This is a genomic window from Paenibacillus brevis (assembly GCF_018919145.1).
In the GTDB taxonomy this organism is placed as follows: Bacteria; Bacillota; Bacilli; order Paenibacillales; family Paenibacillaceae; genus Fontibacillus; species Fontibacillus brevis.
This window is the reverse complement of record NZ_JAHLQJ010000037.1, coordinates 1-15,813: the sequence shown is the minus strand read 5'-3', so window position 1 is coordinate 15,813 and position 15,813 is coordinate 1. Positions and strand designations below refer to the sequence as shown.

Below are 15,813 nucleotides of genomic sequence, written 5' to 3'. Positions count from 1 at the left end.
AGAAGCGGAGCGGTCGCCTTTGTGAGTGGATTTCTACCTTTTGATGGCTTAGTTCAATCCAGGAAATCAGCTTAATGGCTTAGTTCAATCCAGGAAATCAGCGAACAACAGCGATCGTAAGCAACCTTCACACGTTGCCCCAGCACGCAGTTTCATTGGACGGCTTTTTTGGTTGTTGGTGTACTCGTATTGCTGCGCACTTGCACGATTTTTTGCATTTCGGATTTGAAATTGACTTACGGCTGGTCAAGCTGGTGGATCAAGTGTAAAATAAAGGTTATATAAGAATTTGTCCATAACAAGATGGAGGAATTACTGTCATGCAAATTGATCCAAGAACAATGGTACAGCTGATTCAGACACAGTCGAAAAGCGCTGTCGATCTCAGCAATACGGAAAGCCGCGCAAAAGCAGAAACCGACAGTTCGTTGTTTGATATATTATTGCAGGAGTTAATGAGAGCAGAGAGTGGCGATACAGCCGGGCAAGAGGATATCTTGAGCAGCGTTCCGTGGACAGCTGGAGATCTAAGCATGCTCTCTTCGGGCATGATGAGCGATGACAGCGCCTGGGAAGGCCTATCCGGATTAGATGCGGAATCGTTGGCGGCATTAAGTCAACTGCTTGCCGCCCAGTCAAGCATGAGTTCCCCGGCAGCTGCCGGGGAACTAGAGCCGCTCATTATGCAAGCTGCACAAAAGTATGGCGTATCTGCCAGCTTGATTAAAGCCGTTATTGAGACGGAGTCTTCCTTTAATCCTCAGGCAGTATCGTCTGCCGGGGCTAAAGGCTTGATGCAACTGATGGATGGTACGGCCCAGGGACTTGGAGTAACAGATCCATTTGATCCGGCCCAAAATATCGATGCCGGTACCCGTTATCTGGCTGCTCAGTTAAAGCGCTTCGGCGGAGATGAGAATACCGCTCTGGCAGCGTATAACGCAGGACCGGGACGGCTTGCCAAGCTCGGTATTTCCGGGGATTCGCAATTGATGGAGAAGCTGGAGCTGTTGCCGGGCGAGACTCAACGGTATATTGTAAAGATCGCCGCAGCTCGGGCTAAATATGAGAGCTGAGAATATGAAATATTTTGACCATGCCGCTGCAACCCCGCCTTATGAGGATGTAGTGCGAACCGTGGCAGAGGTGATGGCCGCTCATTATGGCAACCCTTCCTCCCTGCATAAGCTTGGAGAGGAGAGTGGAAGACTGCTCATGAAGGCTCGGGAGGTATGCGCCGCCGCACTTGGCGTAAAGTCCGGAGAGATCGTATTTACTTCCGGAGCCACTGAGAGCAATAATCTCGCCGTAAAGGGAGCAGCGCTGCAGTACACTGGCCGCGGTCGGCATTTGATTACGACTCAGATCGAGCATCCCTCAGTGTGGGAATGCTATGTTCAGTTAGAGAAGCAGGGCTGGGATGTTACTTTTCTTCCCGTGGATAAAAACGGACAAATCTCTGTACAGGATGCGCTTGATGCTGTACGCAAGGATACGGTCCTTCTGTCCGTGATGCATGTGAATAATGAAACAGGCTGCATCCAGCCAGTAGAAGAGCTGGGACGCAGACTTAAAAAGGAATATCCTCGCGTGATTTTTCATGTCGACGGTGTCCAAGGCTTTGGTAAAGTTCCGCTGTCTCTCATGGACAGCGGAATTGATTTGTATAGCCTTTCTGCACATAAGCTAAAGGGGCCTAGAGGGGCCGGACTGCTCATGGTGCGGGAAGGCCTTTCGCTTGTTCCGCTGATGTCCGGCGGCGGGCAGGAGGATAGCCTGCGGCCGGGAACGGAGAATATCCCGGCCGTTGTCGGGATGGCAAAGGCGATCCGCCTTGCCAAGGAGGGTGAACAACAACGCGCAGATCTGCTAAATGCCCTTCGAAAGCAACTGATTCAAGGCTTAGCTGCCTGGCCAGAGCTGATCGTTCATTCGGGTAAGGCTGCAGCTCCGCACATCGTACATTTCTCGTATCCCGGGATGAAGGCTGAGGCGTTTCTGCATATGCTGGAAGAGCAAGGATTTCTTGTCTCTACAAAGTCGGCCTGCTCTTCTAAGAAAGCCGAGCCCAGCCGGGTACTTCTGGCGATGGGAGCCGGCAAGGCTGAGGCCGAGTCCGGCGTTCGCATCAGTCTATCCGAGGAGCATACAACAGGTGATATTCAGGAATTGCTCGCGGCAATCGGAAAGTCTGTGGACCGCGTGCGTAGATTAAAGGGAGAGAATTAAAAATGATAGCTTACGATATGCTTCTGCTCCGTTTCGGAGAGATAACGATTAAAGGGAAGAACCGCTCCCGTTTTGAAAAAGCAGCTCTGTCCCATGTCAAGGTGCTGCTTAAGGAGTATCCCGCAGTTAAAATTATCAGGGAATATGGCCGGATTTATGTCGTGTTGAACGGCGAACCCGCGCATGAGATCATTTCGATCCTGAAGCACATCTTCGGTGTAACCTCGATTAGCCCTGTAGTTGTCGTTCCTTCCAGACTTGAGGATATTATCGAAGCAGCTAAGCTCTTTGTTCGCGATCTGCCGACAGATCGTCAGACGCGATTCAAAGTGAGTGCCCGGCGGGTATGGAAGGAGTTCCTCCACGGCACCCAGGAAATGAATCGGCTGATCGGCAGCCCGATCCTGCACCTCTGCCCTCAATTGAAGGTAGACGTCCACAATCCTGAATTGGAATTGCGTGCGGAAATCCGGGAACAAGGCACCTATCTGTACTCTGAAGTGGTTCCGGCAGCCGGCGGGTTCCCGTTGGGTACAAATGGCAAAGGCTTATTGCTGTTGTCTGGCGGCATCGACAGCCCGGTAGCAGGCTGGTCTGCCATGCGGCGGGGGCTGGAAATTGAATGTGTACATTTTCATAGCTACCCTTTTACAAGCAAGAAGGCTGAGGAGAAAGTGATTGAGCTTGCGAAGGTCTTGTCCCGCTATGCTTGCCAAATCAAGTTGCATCTAGTTCCATTCACAGAGATTCAGACGGCAATTGCAGGAACTGGACAGGAAAACCTGACGATCACCCTGATGCGCAGATCCATGCTGCGGATTGCTTCGTTGCTTGCGGAGCGCAACGGAGCACTGGCTATTGTGACCGGTGATAGTCTGGGACAGGTGGCAAGCCAGACGCTGGCAAGCATGAATGTAATCGGCAGGGTAACAGATCTTCCGCTCTTGCGCCCGCTTGTGATGAGCGATAAAGAGGAAATCATTAGCCAAGCGAGAGAGATCGGCACGTACGATATTTCGATTTTGCCCTATGAGGATTGTTGCACGCTTTTTGTCCCCAAGTCGCCTACTACAAACCCAAACTTGCGGGTTGTGGAGCGAATCGAAGCTGGTATTGCCGGATTGGATAATCTGATCGAAGCTGCGGTAACGGGCACGGAGACATTGGTCATCCGTCCGGATGAAGAAGTGGTTCGGCAAAGCGAGGAATCTGCAGCTGTTTCGGATGACTGGTTTTAAAAGTTGATTGGAAATAGGTAAGTCATATAGGTAAAAGGTCAACCGCATTTGTTCGCGGTTGACCTTTTATTTGGTTTGTATTACCGGGTGGCTGGCCTTGAGCTTGAACGTTGAGCGGCCTCGGCTTCTTTCCGTATCTTCTTTTGCTTCTCTTTTTTGAGATATCCCGCGATAAGAACCGCGGCGATCACGAGGGCGATGAACAGAATGCGAAGGAAGACGTGCTCTTCAAAGAAGGGGAGGAAATGAGGCTCCTCAGTAATCATATGGGAAGCTGTATAGGCCAGAACCGCAGCTCCAATATAGGCAATCCAAGGGAATCTGCCCAAAATCTTAATGAAAATGGTGCTTCCCCAAACAACGATCGGCACACTGATCAGCAGCCCGATTACGACAAGAATGGTATGCTGCCCCGACGCGCCTGCAACAGCAATGACATTGTCGAGTCCCATAGCCGCATCCGCAATGACAATCGTTCGGACTGCAGGCCATAGCTTGTCCTTTGCTTCAATGCTATCATGGTCGCCCTCATCGGCTAGGACCTTATAAGCTATAAATATAAGCATGACGCCGCCGACGGCAAGCAGCCAAGGAATACCCAGCAGCCATACAACTACGAGCGTTGCCAGGATCCGGAGAATGACCGCACCGGCAGTCCCGTAAATGATTGCTTTTTTCTGTACGGTGTGCGGGAGCTTACGAGCAGCCATTCCGATTACGATCGCGTTGTCGCCGGCAAGAATCAGATCAATAAAGATGATGTTGAGTAAAGAGAACCAGAATGTTGCATGAAATAAATCCAATTGATGTCACTTCCTTATTCGGTATATAACGTATTAAAAAACTAATGCCAACATTTGTCCAGCCTTTTATTATTGCCAGGCATAGCTTGACCCTTTGTTTCATAATTATGATCGAGGGGGGATAAGCTTGGAGCAGCTCTTGCTATTAGTTGAGATATTGATTATTAATCTGGTGCTAAGCGGTGATAATGCGCTGGTCATTGCTATGGCAAGCAAGGATTTACCCGCGAAGCAGCGGAAGCGTGCTATATGGTGGGGAGCGTTGGGTGCCATCATGCTTCGGTGCGTCCTCACCTGGATTGCCCTTGTTCTGCTGAAAATTCCGTTCATTCAGGCTGCTGGGGGACTCATGCTGGCCGGGATTGCTTTCAAGCTGCTGATGCCTCACGATGATGTGAGCGACGCACGCGAGGCTGGCACCTTGTGGAAGGCAATTCAAGTCATTCTTGTAGCCGACTTTGTCATGAGTCTGGATAATGTTCTTGCAATAGCCGCATTGGCAAAAGGCGATGTAGCCGTTCTTGTGATCGGTATTGCGCTTAGCATTCCCATCGTCATCTGGGGAAGTAATCTGATTGCTACTTTACTGCACAAGGTACCGTTGTTGAACTATGCGGGAGCCGGAATCCTTGCCTATACTGCAGGTGAAATGCTAATGAATGATCCGAAGATGGGCAGGCTGCTTGCTTCCTTACTGCCCTCGCTTGCGCAATTGCTTCCCTTCATCCTCGCAGTGTTGGTTATTATGTTCGGCTGGATTAGGAAATATAATATCGGGCGGCGCTGATCTCCCTCAAAAAATCATTCTCAGAGCAGGGGTTGAGAGTGGTTTTTTGTGCTGTTTTCAGCTAAACTGGAAGCAAAGGGAAATGTCGTTTTTTGATGCGGCTTGTCCCTCATTGTCCACTGGAAGGTGTGTGATGGGATGTCCGACAACAACAAACTAACAACAGGGATACTGATTTTAGCTGCGGGGATCATCATCCTGCTCGGTAAGCTTGGCGTATTCGGCTTTCTCGGGAGAGCGTTCTGGCCGCTTCTGTTATTGATCCCGGGCCTGTTACTCCACTTGCTATATTTTTGGCGGAAAGGACCGGCAGAATTACTCGTCCCGGGAGCCATGCTTGTGCTTTACAGCATCATGTTTTTTATCGCCATTATCTGGGGCTGGCAGACGATGAAGCATATATGGCCTGGATTCATTCTCGGAATCGCGGCCGGGCTGTATGAATATTTACTGCTGTCGGGTACGCGCCATAACGGCTTATGGATTGTCACCTTGATTCTGACGGCTGTTTCACTTATTTTATTCGGCTTCACTTTATTCTCGATGGCTTTTATCTACTTGCTTGCGGTCTTGATGATTGTCGCGGGAATCTGGCTGATTGCTGCACGTGGACGCAGGAATACGCGCCGAAGTTGGTGATGTTTGGAAAGTTATTGAATTTTTCAATGATTTGCGTATAATATAAGGGATATGTCCAAGCGTCGGTTATGTCAAACTACCGGCGCTTGTTTTAATGGTGATTCAGGCTGAGATTAGCTGTTTTCAGTAAACACATATAGAGACGAAAGGATTTGGAGAAAAGACCATGCATGAAAGAACAAACATTCGCAATATCGCTATTATTGCTCACGTAGACCACGGCAAGACAACGCTTGTAGACAAACTGCTTCAACAGTCCGGAATTTTCCGCGAAAATGAAGCCTTGCAAGAGCGCGCGATGGATTCCAACGATCTGGAGCGTGAACGTGGGATTACCATTTTGGCTAAGAACACAGCGATCACCTACAAGGACTACCTGATTAACATTGTCGATACCCCGGGACACGCCGATTTTGGCGGCGAGGTAGAGCGGATTATGAAAATGGTGGATGGCGTATTGCTTGTGGTCGATGCCTATGAAGGCTGCATGCCGCAAACAAAATTCGTACTCCGCAAAGCACTTGAGCATCAACTTACCCCGATCGTCGTAGTGAACAAAATCGACCGTCCTGCAGCACGTCCGGCAGAAGTTATCGATGAAGTACTTGATTTGTTCATCGAGCTGGAAGCAAATGACGAGCAGTTGGAATTCCCGGTTGTCTACGCCTCCGCATTGAATGGAACCTCCAGTCTGGATCCTGAGAAACAGGACGATAATATGTTGGCCCTGTATGAGACCATTATTGAAAAAATTCCCGCACCTACTGAAACCGTGGATGAACCTTTGCAATTTCTTGTGACCTTGATGGATTATAATGAATATCTGGGACGGATTGCGATCGGACGCGTCAATCGCGGTGTGATTCGTCAAGGACAGCCTGTCACTGTGATGACGCGCGATGGTGGTAAGAAGTCTGCTCGGATCGAGAAGTTATTTGGATTCCAGGGCCTTCGTCGTGTAGAAATCGAAGAAGCCGGTGCTGGGGATATTGTGGCCATCGCCGGGATCAAGGACATTAATATCGGTGAGACGATTGCCGATCCGAATCACCCTGAAGCTTTACCGGTGCTCAAGATTGATGAGCCGACCCTGCAAATGACCTTCCTCGTAAATAACAGTCCTTTTGCTGGCCGGGAAGGGAAATGGGTAACCTCCCGCAAGCTGCGTGAGCGGTTGTTCAAGGAATTGGAGACGGATGTGTCGCTTCGTGTGGATGAAACCGATAGCCCGGATGCCTTCATTGTATCGGGACGCGGAGAGCTTCATTTGGGTATTCTGATTGAGAATATGCGCCGTGAAGGCTATGAGCTGCAAGTGTCGAAGCCTGAAGTAATTATCAAGGAAATTGATGGTGTCAAGATGGAACCGATCGAACGTCTGCTGATTGATGTCCCAGAAGAAAACATGGGCGCTGTTATGGAGAGTCTCGGAGCACGCAAAGCCGAGATGGTGAACATGATTAATAACGGAACAGGCCAAGTGCGTCTTGAGTTTCTGATTCCTGCGCGTGGCTTGATCGGATATGCGACACATTTTCTTACACTGACACGGGGTTACGGAGTCATGAATCATGCCTTTGACAGCTATGGACCTCGAGTTGGCGGGCAGGTTGGCGGACGTCATGAAGGGGTTCTGGTATCTAGCGAAAATGGTGTATCGACGCTTTACGGGATTCTTTCGATCGAAGACCGGGGCATCTTGTTCCTGGAACCGGGGGTCGAGATTTATGAAGGGATGATCGTCGGCGAGCATACAAGAGATAACGATATTGTTGTGAATATCTGTAAGGAGAAGCAGGTAACCAATATTCGTTCCGCAACGAAGGACGATACCGTGAAGATGAAGACGCCTCGTCTGTTCTCGCTGGAACAGGCGCTGGAATATTTGAATGATGATGAATATTGCGAGATTACGCCGAAGTCTATTCGCTTGAGAAAGAAAATTTTGAACAAGAGCGAACGGGAACGTGCCGAAAAACATCGCAAAATGGCAGAAGCCAATCTATAATGGAAATATAGGCAAGTGAGAGAAGGAGGGAATCTGCTATGCAAGCTTGGCTGGCGCAAAATCCGGTAATATCGTATATTCTCATTTTTGTGTTGGTGGCTTTCGTATACAACAAGGTCTTTCGGGCACAGCAAAAGCTGCCATTGCTTAAAGAAATCGTGCTGTATGTGATCATGGCAATCGGTTCATTCCTTCTGCTTATTTTTCAAATCGACAAATTGCCGATTATTCAGTGCCTGTTAGTAGCGGTTATCCTGATGCTGATGGTTCGAATCCGCTATTTTGTAGAGGGCCGGCGCAAGCGGAAGGAATCCCTTTCGGCGTCAACAGCTGAGAGCAAGCAGGACTAATGCTTGTCTGTCTGTGGTACATGCTGTAACCTTGCAGGCTTCTGCAACGTTCTTATTCATGTGACATATTCCAGATGAAATTAGGTGTTGAGGTTCATGAGTTCTTCCAACAGCGGCTTGCCTCCCCGGGGGCAAAGCCAAAGAAATGCTCCCGCTAATAAAGCTTCCAAATCGAAAAAGCGAAAAAAATCAGCAGGAAAAACATTTCTGAAGATATTTCTAAGCATCATCATCGTGGCTATTATTGGTGTAGGCGCTTATATTGGTTATTTGTACCTTACGCTGGACAAGGTTATTGAAGAGACAGGCAGTGACGTCGAGGTGGCTCCTGAGGAATCTGCCAAGGTCAAGCCGATTACAATGCTCTTGTTAGGGACTGACTACAGGCCTGAAACAGGGACTCATCTGAGCGATGTCGTGATGATCATTGCGATGAATCCCGATACGAAATCTGCCACCGTAGTATCTTTACCTCGGGATACGCGTTTCTCGATGGACGGATACAAGACGAATAAGCTCAATGCATTCTATCCGAACTTTCTGGCTGCCGAGAAGAAATCAGGAGTTTCCGCCGAGGATGAAATGAAGACGATGCTCGGGAAATATATGGATATACCGATTGACTATGTTACCGTATTGAACTTCCAAGGATTCAGGGATATTGTGGACGCGCTTGGCGGTGTTGACGTGAATGTGGATGCCGACATGTGCTACCGCGATACGGCTGACGGTACGGATATTAATCTGAAGGAAGGTCCCCAACATCTGAATGGGGAGGATGCCCTTGGATATGTTCGTTACCGGAAGACATCTTCCAATTGTAAGCCGAGAACGAAGGCTTCTGACGATTTCTCGCGGAATAAGCGCCAGAATGAAGTGCTTCACGGCTTGATTGAACAGGCTAAATCCTTGAATGGTGTGCTTGGAGCCGGGAAAGTAATTGAGGCTGTCGGCGATAATATGGAGACCGATCTGGAATCCAAACAGATGAAAAATATGATCTCTGCCTACTGGAGCATCTCCAAGGAGGATGTAGATTTCATGCCGGTGACCGGCGAGTGGAAGAGTCCTTACGTCTATCTTAACGACTCGGAGCTGGAACAAGCCAAATTAGCGCTCAAAAATGAGCTTGCCGGAACCAAGCAGATAGAGCCGGAGACTTCAACTGAGGAAACGGCAGGCGAGTGACGATTGAAGGCAAGTTTTTGAACATGGTATAATACAATTAATTAATCCAGTGATCATGTAATGGAGGGCTGGCTGTATGTCTGAACTTGTGACCCAATTATCAGAGGCATTATTCGAAACCTTTCAGTCTGAGACCTTCGTTTTGCTAGGCACGGTCGATCAGGAGTCCGGCGGACCGACATCCAGTGCGATCTCCTGGATCTATGCGCAGGATCATTACACCCTTCGCTTTGCATTGGATCATCGTTCAAGGCTTGTCAACAACATCAAGCTTCAGCCAAGAGTTACGATTACTGTGTTCGGTGAAGATACCATCTACGCCATTAATGGAACGGCTGTGACGGTCCAGGATCCTCTTGAGGGCGTTCCGTTTAAAATGTGCTGCTTCGATCTGAAGATCGATGCGGTGCGGAATGCGCTTTTCTACGGAGCGCAGCTTGCTTCTGCGCCGGCTTATGCCAAGGTATATGACCAGCGTGCAGCAGAGTTGTTGGACAATCAAGTATTTTCAGCCATGAAAAAAGCCTAGCGATTTATCGCTGGGCTTTTTATTTTGGGACATTCTGTCAGCCGCGAGGCTGCTCGGACAAATGCTCAGAGTCTTGATTGTTGCTGTTGCTGCCGGGAGCAATTTCCAAGCTGTCGTTCTTCTGATTGCCGGTTTGATCCTTGGTGCGAGGGACCGTATCACTTGGGAGCTGAGGGACGATTCTTCCGATCATATCGGCCAGCTCGGTTGCAAAGCCGGATACCGGATGCCCTTCCCTGATTTTGTTGCCAATCTCGACGAGTCGCTGATTGATATCGATATCCGCCGTAACCACGGCGCCGGCACCCTGGGGATCTTTACGCAGCGCTTCGGCCACTGAATACTTGATGCTGCCGACACGTGCCCGCTCCAACTTAGCATCAACGTCAATACCGACGATTGCGGTCTTTCCCATAATGATGCAATGGGCTCCGTTAACTCCGGGGACACGCTGAGCCAGTTCTTCCAGATAAATCTGTCTCTGCTCTGCTGTCATGGTGCTTTCTGTATTCATTTGTTCTACATTCTCTGTGGTACTCTGGGTCCTAAATCCACCCGTGTTGTTTTGATCCTGTGGAGAGGGTGATGCCGTTCTAGAATTGGTTCCGCAGCCTGCAAGCAGTAAGATCGTCATTCCTAAACACAGCCATATTCGCATGTGGGATGTTCATCCTTTCGATCGGGATTTGGCTTCATTTTTCCCGAATGGAAGAAAACTATGTATGTGAATTAGAGGCTGCATGATGTTTGTGGAGGGGATAGCCATGAAAAAAATCTTTGTTCTCGATACCAATGTTCTATTGCATGATCCGACTGCCTTATTCGCATTTGAAGAACACGAGGTTATCATACCGGCGATTGTGCTTGAAGAAATTGACTCCAAGAAACGGAATGCAGAGGAGATCGGGCGCAATGCCCGCAGAGTGTCGAGGCTGCTTGACGGATTAAGAGATCAGGGACATCTTCATGACGGTGTTCTTCTTGAGCATGGAGGTACGCTGAAGGTGGAACTGAATCATCGCAGCTTCCTCAAGGTTCAGGAGATGTTCGGTGAGATATCGAACGACAACCGGATTTTGGCGGTAGCCTTGAATTATCATCTGGAGCAGGCAGAGCTGGAGCAACCGGCTTCGGTTATTCTGGTAAGCAAGGATGTGCTGGTTCGGGTTAAAGCGGATGTGCTTGGTCTGGCTGCCGAGGATTACTTGTCTGATCGGACGGCGGGATTGGATGAACTCTATCCGGGTTATGTCACAATCAGAGTTCACCCTTCCGTGATTGATGAATTCTATAGCTACCGCACCTTGGCGATTAAGCCTCTTGGGCTGTCCTACTCACTGAATCCGAATGAATTTGTAATTCTGAAGGATGAGATGGGGACAGGGAAATCTGCGCTGCTGAGGGTGAACAAGGAAGCTACACGGCTGGAGCCGCTCTTTCTGAGCAATGATCCGGTATGGGGGATTAGTGCACGGAATGCTCAACAAAGAATGGCGCTGGAGTTATTGCTGAATGATGATATTCCACTGGTCACAATTACGGGCAAGGCAGGGACGGGCAAGACGCTCCTTGCGCTTGCGGCGGGCCTGATGAAGGTGGAGGATGACCATAAATACAAAAAGCTGCTCATTGCCCGTCCGGTAGTGCCTATGGGGAAGGATATCGGTTATTTGCCGGGAGAAAAGGAGGAGAAGCTTCGTCCGTGGATGCAGCCCATCTACGACAATTTGGAGTATCTATTCGATACCAAAAAATCGGGTGATATTGACAAGATACTTATGGGCCTTGGAAGTATCCAGGTTGAAGCGCTGACCTATATTCGCGGCAGATCGATCCCTGGGCAGTTTATCATTATTGATGAAGCGCAAAATTTGACCCGGCATGAGGTGAAGACGATCGTCTCCCGGGTAGGAGAAGGAAGCAAGATTATACTAATGGGAGATCCGGAGCAGATTGATCACCCTTATCTGGATTCCGTCAGCAACGGCTTGACCTATCTGGTTGAACGCTTCAAGGAACAGGGAATTAGCGGACATATTACCCTGGAGAAGGGCGAAAGATCCAAATTGGCACAGGTAGCCGCGGATCTGTTGTAGCTTTCTGACTGTGTAAGAAGCTGCCTTGACGGATACTCTCCGAAAGGCAGCTTTTTTGTTGTGATTTGTAAGGACAAGCAGGGGGAAAGTTGTTACAATAGGAAAAGGGTTATCATCCGGAGAGGAAGAACTGGTGTGAAGCGAAAAAACCATTGGGTCCTTTTTGCCATCCTTTTGCTTGCCTTGATCAACTTATCACCCAGCAATACATCAACTCCTCCCCATTCTGATCGGACGGGGGAGTTCGAGCCTGCCCAGCCCAAAGCGCTGGAGACAGAGCAGGAGCCAAAGTCATTAAAGGTAGCCGTTCAAATGACAGAGTCGGAATTTTCCAGACTCCAGCAAATGAACAGTAAAATTTCAGATGAGCTTGATATTGATGTGGAATTGACGAATTTTCCGTATGAATCGGATTATACTTCTGTTCAAAACGAGCTCAGACTTGGTGAAGCGCCGGATGTACTGCTTCTTAATAACATCTGGGTTCGCCGATTTGCAGCAGAAGGTTTTTTGTCCCCAACCGAAAGCTATTACTCAGGGTCATTGACCGGGGAATTGTTAACTGCTTCTCTGGCCCCTGGAGAATGGAATGGTTATATGTGGTCCGTTCCAATGGATGCGGATACATATGTATGGGTAGTCGATAAGCATCGTATTGAGGACGCTGGCTTATCGTTGCCTGATAATGCAAAGAAATGGAAGCAGCTGATCTTAGCCTATGAAGAGAAGCAAGGGATACCCTATCTGTTTGCTCTTGATTTCAGTGATCCTTATGCCGTGCTCTCTCTGCTGTGGCAATTGTCCGGCAATGACGAGGACGACAAGACTGGCGGAGCGTTCTTGCCCGAAGATACGATGGAGCAAGCGGTACTTTCTATCGAAGGGATACGTCATCTGCTTCTCGATCTGGAAGGTGCGGAACTAAAAGAGCTGTCCTCCAGTCTGATGGAGGGGAAGGCTATGTTTGCTCTGGTTCGCTGGAGTGATGTTGCCGCTCTAATGGATGCGGGGATGGATATTGTGTACCCGAACCTTGACGATCCAACAGCAGGGTGGATGTGGATTGATGGACGAAGTTATGTCGTATCAGCCCAATCAGCCAATAAAGATGCCGCTGGACAATGGATTGCAGCTATGACAGATCAGTCTGCGCAGCGGCAATGGTATGAAGAAACCGGCAAGCTGCCGGTCCTCAAGACCATATATTATCAATCGACCCGCGGTGGTCTGCCTGCCTGGATTCCCGCGTCCTTTGTCAATAACTCAGGGTTAATTCCCGCAGATATCCGATTTCCGGAATGGCTGCAGAAATTTGCGGAGATTGCTGCGCCATTTCTTGCAAATGAGAAGGATGCATCCGCATTTCTCATGGAATGGAAGTCTGATCTATAATCCCAGCTTTAGCTTGACCTTCAAAGTTCCTTCGCTGATAGCCGCTTCGGTGGCTTCAACGAAAGGAACTATTTTTTTGGGATAAAATCCGAGATCAAAGTCTTGCTCCAGTTCATTACGCGTGGTGTCAGGAAGCTCCAAACCGTTAAAAATCAGCCGCTCTACATGGAATTTGATGCAATTTTCAGGATCATTCTCTACCGAATAACTTCCTTCAAGCTGAAGTTCCAGCGAATCCCGCTTTCCCTTGGCGATAATGAGCCCGTTCTCGAATTGAAAGGACATGTCCTTTAACAATTGACTCTTTCCATGCAGAAAGCTGTTCAAGTCTTCCTCTCGGACGGTCAAGGTATAGCCGCTTCTGTCCGAAGTGAGACTTTCTTTATGATCCTGTAAGAAGTCCGGGAAATCCGCCATCGCGGAAGCGAGTTCCCGAAAGTAACGACGAACCTCGTACAAGCCGACATTCTCCCAGTACATCCCCAGCTCGCGAATAAGGGCAGCCAGCTTCTCCGGGTCGCTGCTGGCGCTCAGGACACCCTGAACGCTATCTTGCAGCTCGGAGATCCGCGCCTTCTGTTTAAGCAAGTTTTCCTTCATCCCTGCGAGTTCGATGGACAAATTGTCTATTTTTTTCTTTGTTGCCTTGATTCCGGCGTACTCTGATTTATAGGCATCAAGGATATCACGATCCCGTTCCGCGATGATCTGGTAGTAGTCCATAACCGCAAAGAAGTCCTTCAAGCTGTTCACGGACAGTATGGCAGCCATCAAAGACTCTCGTTCTCCCATATAATAGGCGGCGAGACGTTTTCCGGCTTGCTCACGGCTTCGATGGATCTGTTCGTTCTTCTGCTCGAGCTCCAGTTGCAATTTATTTGCAGATCGATGCGCTTCTTCCTGCTGGATCTCGATTCTGGCAATCTCTCTGTCAAGCTCGATAATAGACAGACTGTCCTGTAAAATGCGAAGTTCTTCATCGGACATCGCGGCGGCATGGATCTGGTGTGTCTGCAGCAGATTAAACAGTAGCAAGACGGAGAGAAAAATAGCCATAAAGTTTCTGTTCAACTCCGATCGGCCCCCTTTTGTCTTAAACTGCTTGTTCATATATATGATAACAGGAAGTTAATTATCAGTCCTCTTCATTCCAGATAAATGCAAAAAAAAGACGCTGGCGTAATAACCAAACGTCTGCGAATTTTAGCTAAAGTATTTGCACACTTGCAATTAGAGGGGAAGACCCATCTGAAAAATCGTCCAGTAGCTAAATCCGGTAAAAGCAACAATCATATATCCCCAGAACAAAAGAATATAGGTTCTCTCCGTAAATTTCAAATAACCGAACAGTACGAAAAAGGCGGTCTGCAAAAAGAACAACAGTGCCATTTCAATGAGGTTTCCCGCAAAAGCCATTAACCCGATTGCCAAGGTAAAGAACCCGAGAACACGGAACATGCGAGCCAAGAATATTGCCCCCTTTCCTATGTATAACGTAACCGTTTACTATTTCTCATTATACCCTCAACAATATAAAGTGTAAATGAAAAGACACAAATTATGCTTGAATTTGCAATTTCATTGTGATTTTTGTTCTTGTACACACTGTGGTCGTGGATGCTAATTTCTTGTTCGAGCTTCCTAAGGTATGGAGAAGGTTTATTTTGGAAATACATTTTAGTATCAAATAGATTCTATGAACTCTATGAGAGGCATAGTAATGGAGTAAGCAGTCTTTACAGTGATATCAGGAAGTCGTTGGGAGGTTTTTATAGCATGGCAGCAGTCAGACAAGACGCATGGAGTGCTGAAGATGATTTGATTCTGGCAGAGGTAACATTGCGCCACATTCGGGAGGGAAGCACTCAGCTTACCGCTTTCGAGGAAGTCGGTGAGCGAATTGGCAGAACGGCGGCAGCTTGCGGTTTTCGGTGGAATAGCTGTGTCCGCAAAAAATACGAAGCTGCAATCGGGATCGCCAAAGCACAGAGGCAGAAGCGGAACTATATGAAAAAGCAGGGGGTTCTCTCGGGGAATCCGGCAATTTCGTCTCTGGCTCAGGCGGAAGTAGAAGATGCAGGAGGTTATAAGGGAGAAGGCGTTAGTGAAGAGACGATCTCCATTGATGCTGTTATCCGATTCCTGCGCGGATGGAAGAACACGATTGTTGAGAGTAATCGTCATATGAAATCCTTGGAGAAAGAGCTCCGGGAAAAAGAAGAACAGCTCGCCAGGCTGCGTGTCGAGAATGAGCATTTGAATGCTCAGGTTAGCGAGGTTCAGACCGATTACCGGGTCGTAAACGATGATTACAAGGCGCTGATTCAGATTATGGATCGTGCCAGAAGACTCGCCTTCCTTAATGAGGAAGATGAAGAGCTGAAGAAACGATTCAAGATGGATGCAAACGGAAATTTGGAACGAATTGAATGAGGTTAACCGACAAAAGGAGCTGTCCGCGGACCAATGTCATTAAGTTAAGCTAATTTCAAAACCAAGAAGTCAATGAAATTTAAAATGGCACGGGGATAACCCCTGTGCCGTTTGCTTTTGG

The 15,813-nt window shown here is 48.5% G+C and carries 16 protein-coding genes; 12 read left to right on the top strand and 4 right to left on the bottom strand.

All coding sequences use genetic code 11. The annotated features are described in order from the left end of the window. Positions 1–320: 320 nt before the first annotated feature. From KQJ23_RS23290 to thiI, 3 genes are read left to right on the top strand one after another with little or no spacing between them, the layout of a single operon-like run. Positions 321–1,076 (top strand): lytic transglycosylase domain-containing protein, encoded by a 756-nt coding sequence (locus KQJ23_RS23290; protein WP_216481282.1) that lies wholly within the window; start codon positions 321–323, stop codon positions 1,074–1,076. Positions 1,077–1,080: 4 nt separating this feature from the next. Continuing rightward, positions 1,081–2,229 carry a cysteine desulfurase family protein gene (locus KQJ23_RS23285; RefSeq protein ID WP_216481281.1) on the top strand — a complete coding sequence of 383 codons (1,149 nt, stop codon included), beginning with the start codon at positions 1,081–1,083 and terminating at the stop codon, positions 2,227–2,229. 5 nt (positions 2,230–2,234) lie between these two features. Then, positions 2,235–3,467, top strand: coding sequence for a tRNA uracil 4-sulfurtransferase ThiI (gene thiI, locus KQJ23_RS23280; protein ID WP_216481284.1), 1,233 nt, complete (start codon positions 2,235–2,237; stop codon positions 3,465–3,467). Positions 3,468–3,547: 80 nt separating this feature from the next. Here the strand turns inward: thiI and KQJ23_RS23275 are convergent, their stop codons facing one another. After that, complete coding sequence (locus KQJ23_RS23275; protein WP_216481280.1) at positions 3,548–4,270, bottom strand: TerC family protein; 723 nt, start codon at positions 4,268–4,270, stop codon at positions 3,548–3,550. A 127-nt stretch (positions 4,271–4,397) separates the two neighbouring features. Between KQJ23_RS23275 and KQJ23_RS23270 the strand changes: the two genes are divergently transcribed. From KQJ23_RS23270 to KQJ23_RS23245, 6 genes are all read left to right on the top strand, one after another. Further along, positions 4,398–5,057 carry a TerC family protein gene (locus KQJ23_RS23270; RefSeq protein WP_216481279.1) on the top strand — a complete coding sequence of 220 codons (660 nt, stop codon included), beginning with the start codon at positions 4,398–4,400 and terminating at the stop codon, positions 5,055–5,057. 138 nt (positions 5,058–5,195) lie between these two features. Then, the gene (locus KQJ23_RS23265; RefSeq protein WP_216481278.1) at positions 5,196–5,696 is read left to right on the top strand and encodes a hypothetical protein; all 501 of its coding nucleotides are present in this window, start codon (positions 5,196–5,198) and stop codon (positions 5,694–5,696) included. A gap of 166 nt (positions 5,697–5,862) precedes the next feature. After that, the gene (typA, locus tag KQJ23_RS23260) at positions 5,863–7,704 is read left to right on the top strand and encodes a translational GTPase TypA (protein WP_216481277.1); all 1,842 of its coding nucleotides are present in this window, start codon (positions 5,863–5,865) and stop codon (positions 7,702–7,704) included. A 38-nt stretch (positions 7,705–7,742) separates the two neighbouring features. Further along, positions 7,743–8,054 carry a YlaH-like family protein gene (locus tag KQJ23_RS23255; RefSeq protein ID WP_216481276.1) on the top strand — a complete coding sequence of 104 codons (312 nt, stop codon included), beginning with the start codon at positions 7,743–7,745 and terminating at the stop codon, positions 8,052–8,054. Between the two features lie 96 nt (positions 8,055–8,150). After that, positions 8,151–9,242: an LCP family protein gene (locus KQJ23_RS23250; protein ID WP_216481275.1), complete on the top strand. Its 1,092-nt coding sequence runs from the start codon at positions 8,151–8,153 to the stop codon at positions 9,240–9,242. A 76-nt stretch (positions 9,243–9,318) separates the two neighbouring features. After that, positions 9,319–9,771: a pyridoxamine 5'-phosphate oxidase family protein gene (locus tag KQJ23_RS23245; RefSeq protein WP_216481274.1), complete on the top strand. Its 453-nt coding sequence runs from the start codon at positions 9,319–9,321 to the stop codon at positions 9,769–9,771. A gap of 37 nt (positions 9,772–9,808) precedes the next feature. Here KQJ23_RS23245 and KQJ23_RS23240 read toward each other — a convergent pair whose 3' ends face one another. Further along, the gene (locus KQJ23_RS23240; protein WP_249530021.1) at positions 9,809–10,405 is read right to left on the bottom strand and encodes a YhcN/YlaJ family sporulation lipoprotein; all 597 of its coding nucleotides are present in this window, start codon (positions 10,403–10,405) and stop codon (positions 9,809–9,811) included. Between the two features lie 130 nt (positions 10,406–10,535). Here KQJ23_RS23240 and KQJ23_RS23235 point away from each other — a divergent pair, with 130 nt between their 5' ends. Together KQJ23_RS23235 and KQJ23_RS23230 are read left to right on the top strand one after the other, a co-directional pair. Next, entirely contained in the window at positions 10,536–11,867 is a 1,332-nt protein-coding gene (locus tag KQJ23_RS23235; protein WP_216481272.1) for a PhoH family protein, read from the top strand. Positions 11,868–12,002: 135 nt separating this feature from the next. Further along, positions 12,003–13,259 (top strand): ABC transporter substrate-binding protein, encoded by a 1,257-nt coding sequence (locus tag KQJ23_RS23230; protein ID WP_216481271.1) that lies wholly within the window; start codon positions 12,003–12,005, stop codon positions 13,257–13,259. Here the strand turns inward: KQJ23_RS23230 and KQJ23_RS23225 are convergent. Continuing rightward, a complete protein-coding gene (locus KQJ23_RS23225; RefSeq protein ID WP_249530018.1) occupies positions 13,254–14,330 on the bottom strand; it encodes a coiled-coil domain-containing protein in 1,077 nt (358 codons plus the stop codon). The genes KQJ23_RS23230 and KQJ23_RS23225 overlap by 6 nt on opposite strands. A 159-nt stretch (positions 14,331–14,489) precedes the next feature. Beyond that, on the bottom strand, positions 14,490–14,726 hold the full coding sequence (locus KQJ23_RS23220; RefSeq protein ID WP_212942144.1) for a DUF2626 family protein: 237 nt from the start codon (positions 14,724–14,726) through the stop codon (positions 14,490–14,492). Positions 14,727–15,035: 309 nt separating this feature from the next. Here KQJ23_RS23220 and KQJ23_RS23215 point away from each other — a divergent pair, with 309 nt between their 5' ends. Continuing rightward, on the top strand, positions 15,036–15,692 hold the full coding sequence (locus KQJ23_RS23215; protein ID WP_216481270.1) for an RsfA family transcriptional regulator: 657 nt from the start codon (positions 15,036–15,038) through the stop codon (positions 15,690–15,692). Positions 15,693–15,813 lie beyond the last annotated feature (121 nt).

Coding starts and splice junctions, on each gene's coding strand:
- KQJ23_RS23285 (WP_216481281.1), top strand. CDS start 1,081: ATGAAATATTTTGACCATGCCGCTGCAACCCCGCCTTATGAGGATGTA.
- typA (WP_216481277.1), top strand. CDS start 5,863: ATGCATGAAAGAACAAACATTCGCAATATCGCTATTATTGCTCACGTA.
- KQJ23_RS23245 (WP_216481274.1), top strand. CDS start 9,319: ATGTCTGAACTTGTGACCCAATTATCAGAGGCATTATTCGAAACCTTT.
- KQJ23_RS23255 (WP_216481276.1), top strand. CDS start 7,743: ATGCAAGCTTGGCTGGCGCAAAATCCGGTAATATCGTATATTCTCATT.
- KQJ23_RS23250 (WP_216481275.1), top strand. CDS start 8,151: ATGAGTTCTTCCAACAGCGGCTTGCCTCCCCGGGGGCAAAGCCAAAGA.
- KQJ23_RS23215 (WP_216481270.1), top strand. CDS start 15,036: ATGGCAGCAGTCAGACAAGACGCATGGAGTGCTGAAGATGATTTGATT.
- KQJ23_RS23235 (WP_216481272.1), top strand. CDS start 10,536: ATGAAAAAAATCTTTGTTCTCGATACCAATGTTCTATTGCATGATCCG.
- KQJ23_RS23240 (WP_249530021.1), bottom strand. CDS start 10,405: ATGACGATCTTACTGCTTGCAGGCTGCGGAACCAATTCTAGAACGGCA.
- KQJ23_RS23290 (WP_216481282.1), top strand. CDS start 321: ATGCAAATTGATCCAAGAACAATGGTACAGCTGATTCAGACACAGTCG.
- KQJ23_RS23265 (WP_216481278.1), top strand. CDS start 5,196: ATGTCCGACAACAACAAACTAACAACAGGGATACTGATTTTAGCTGCG.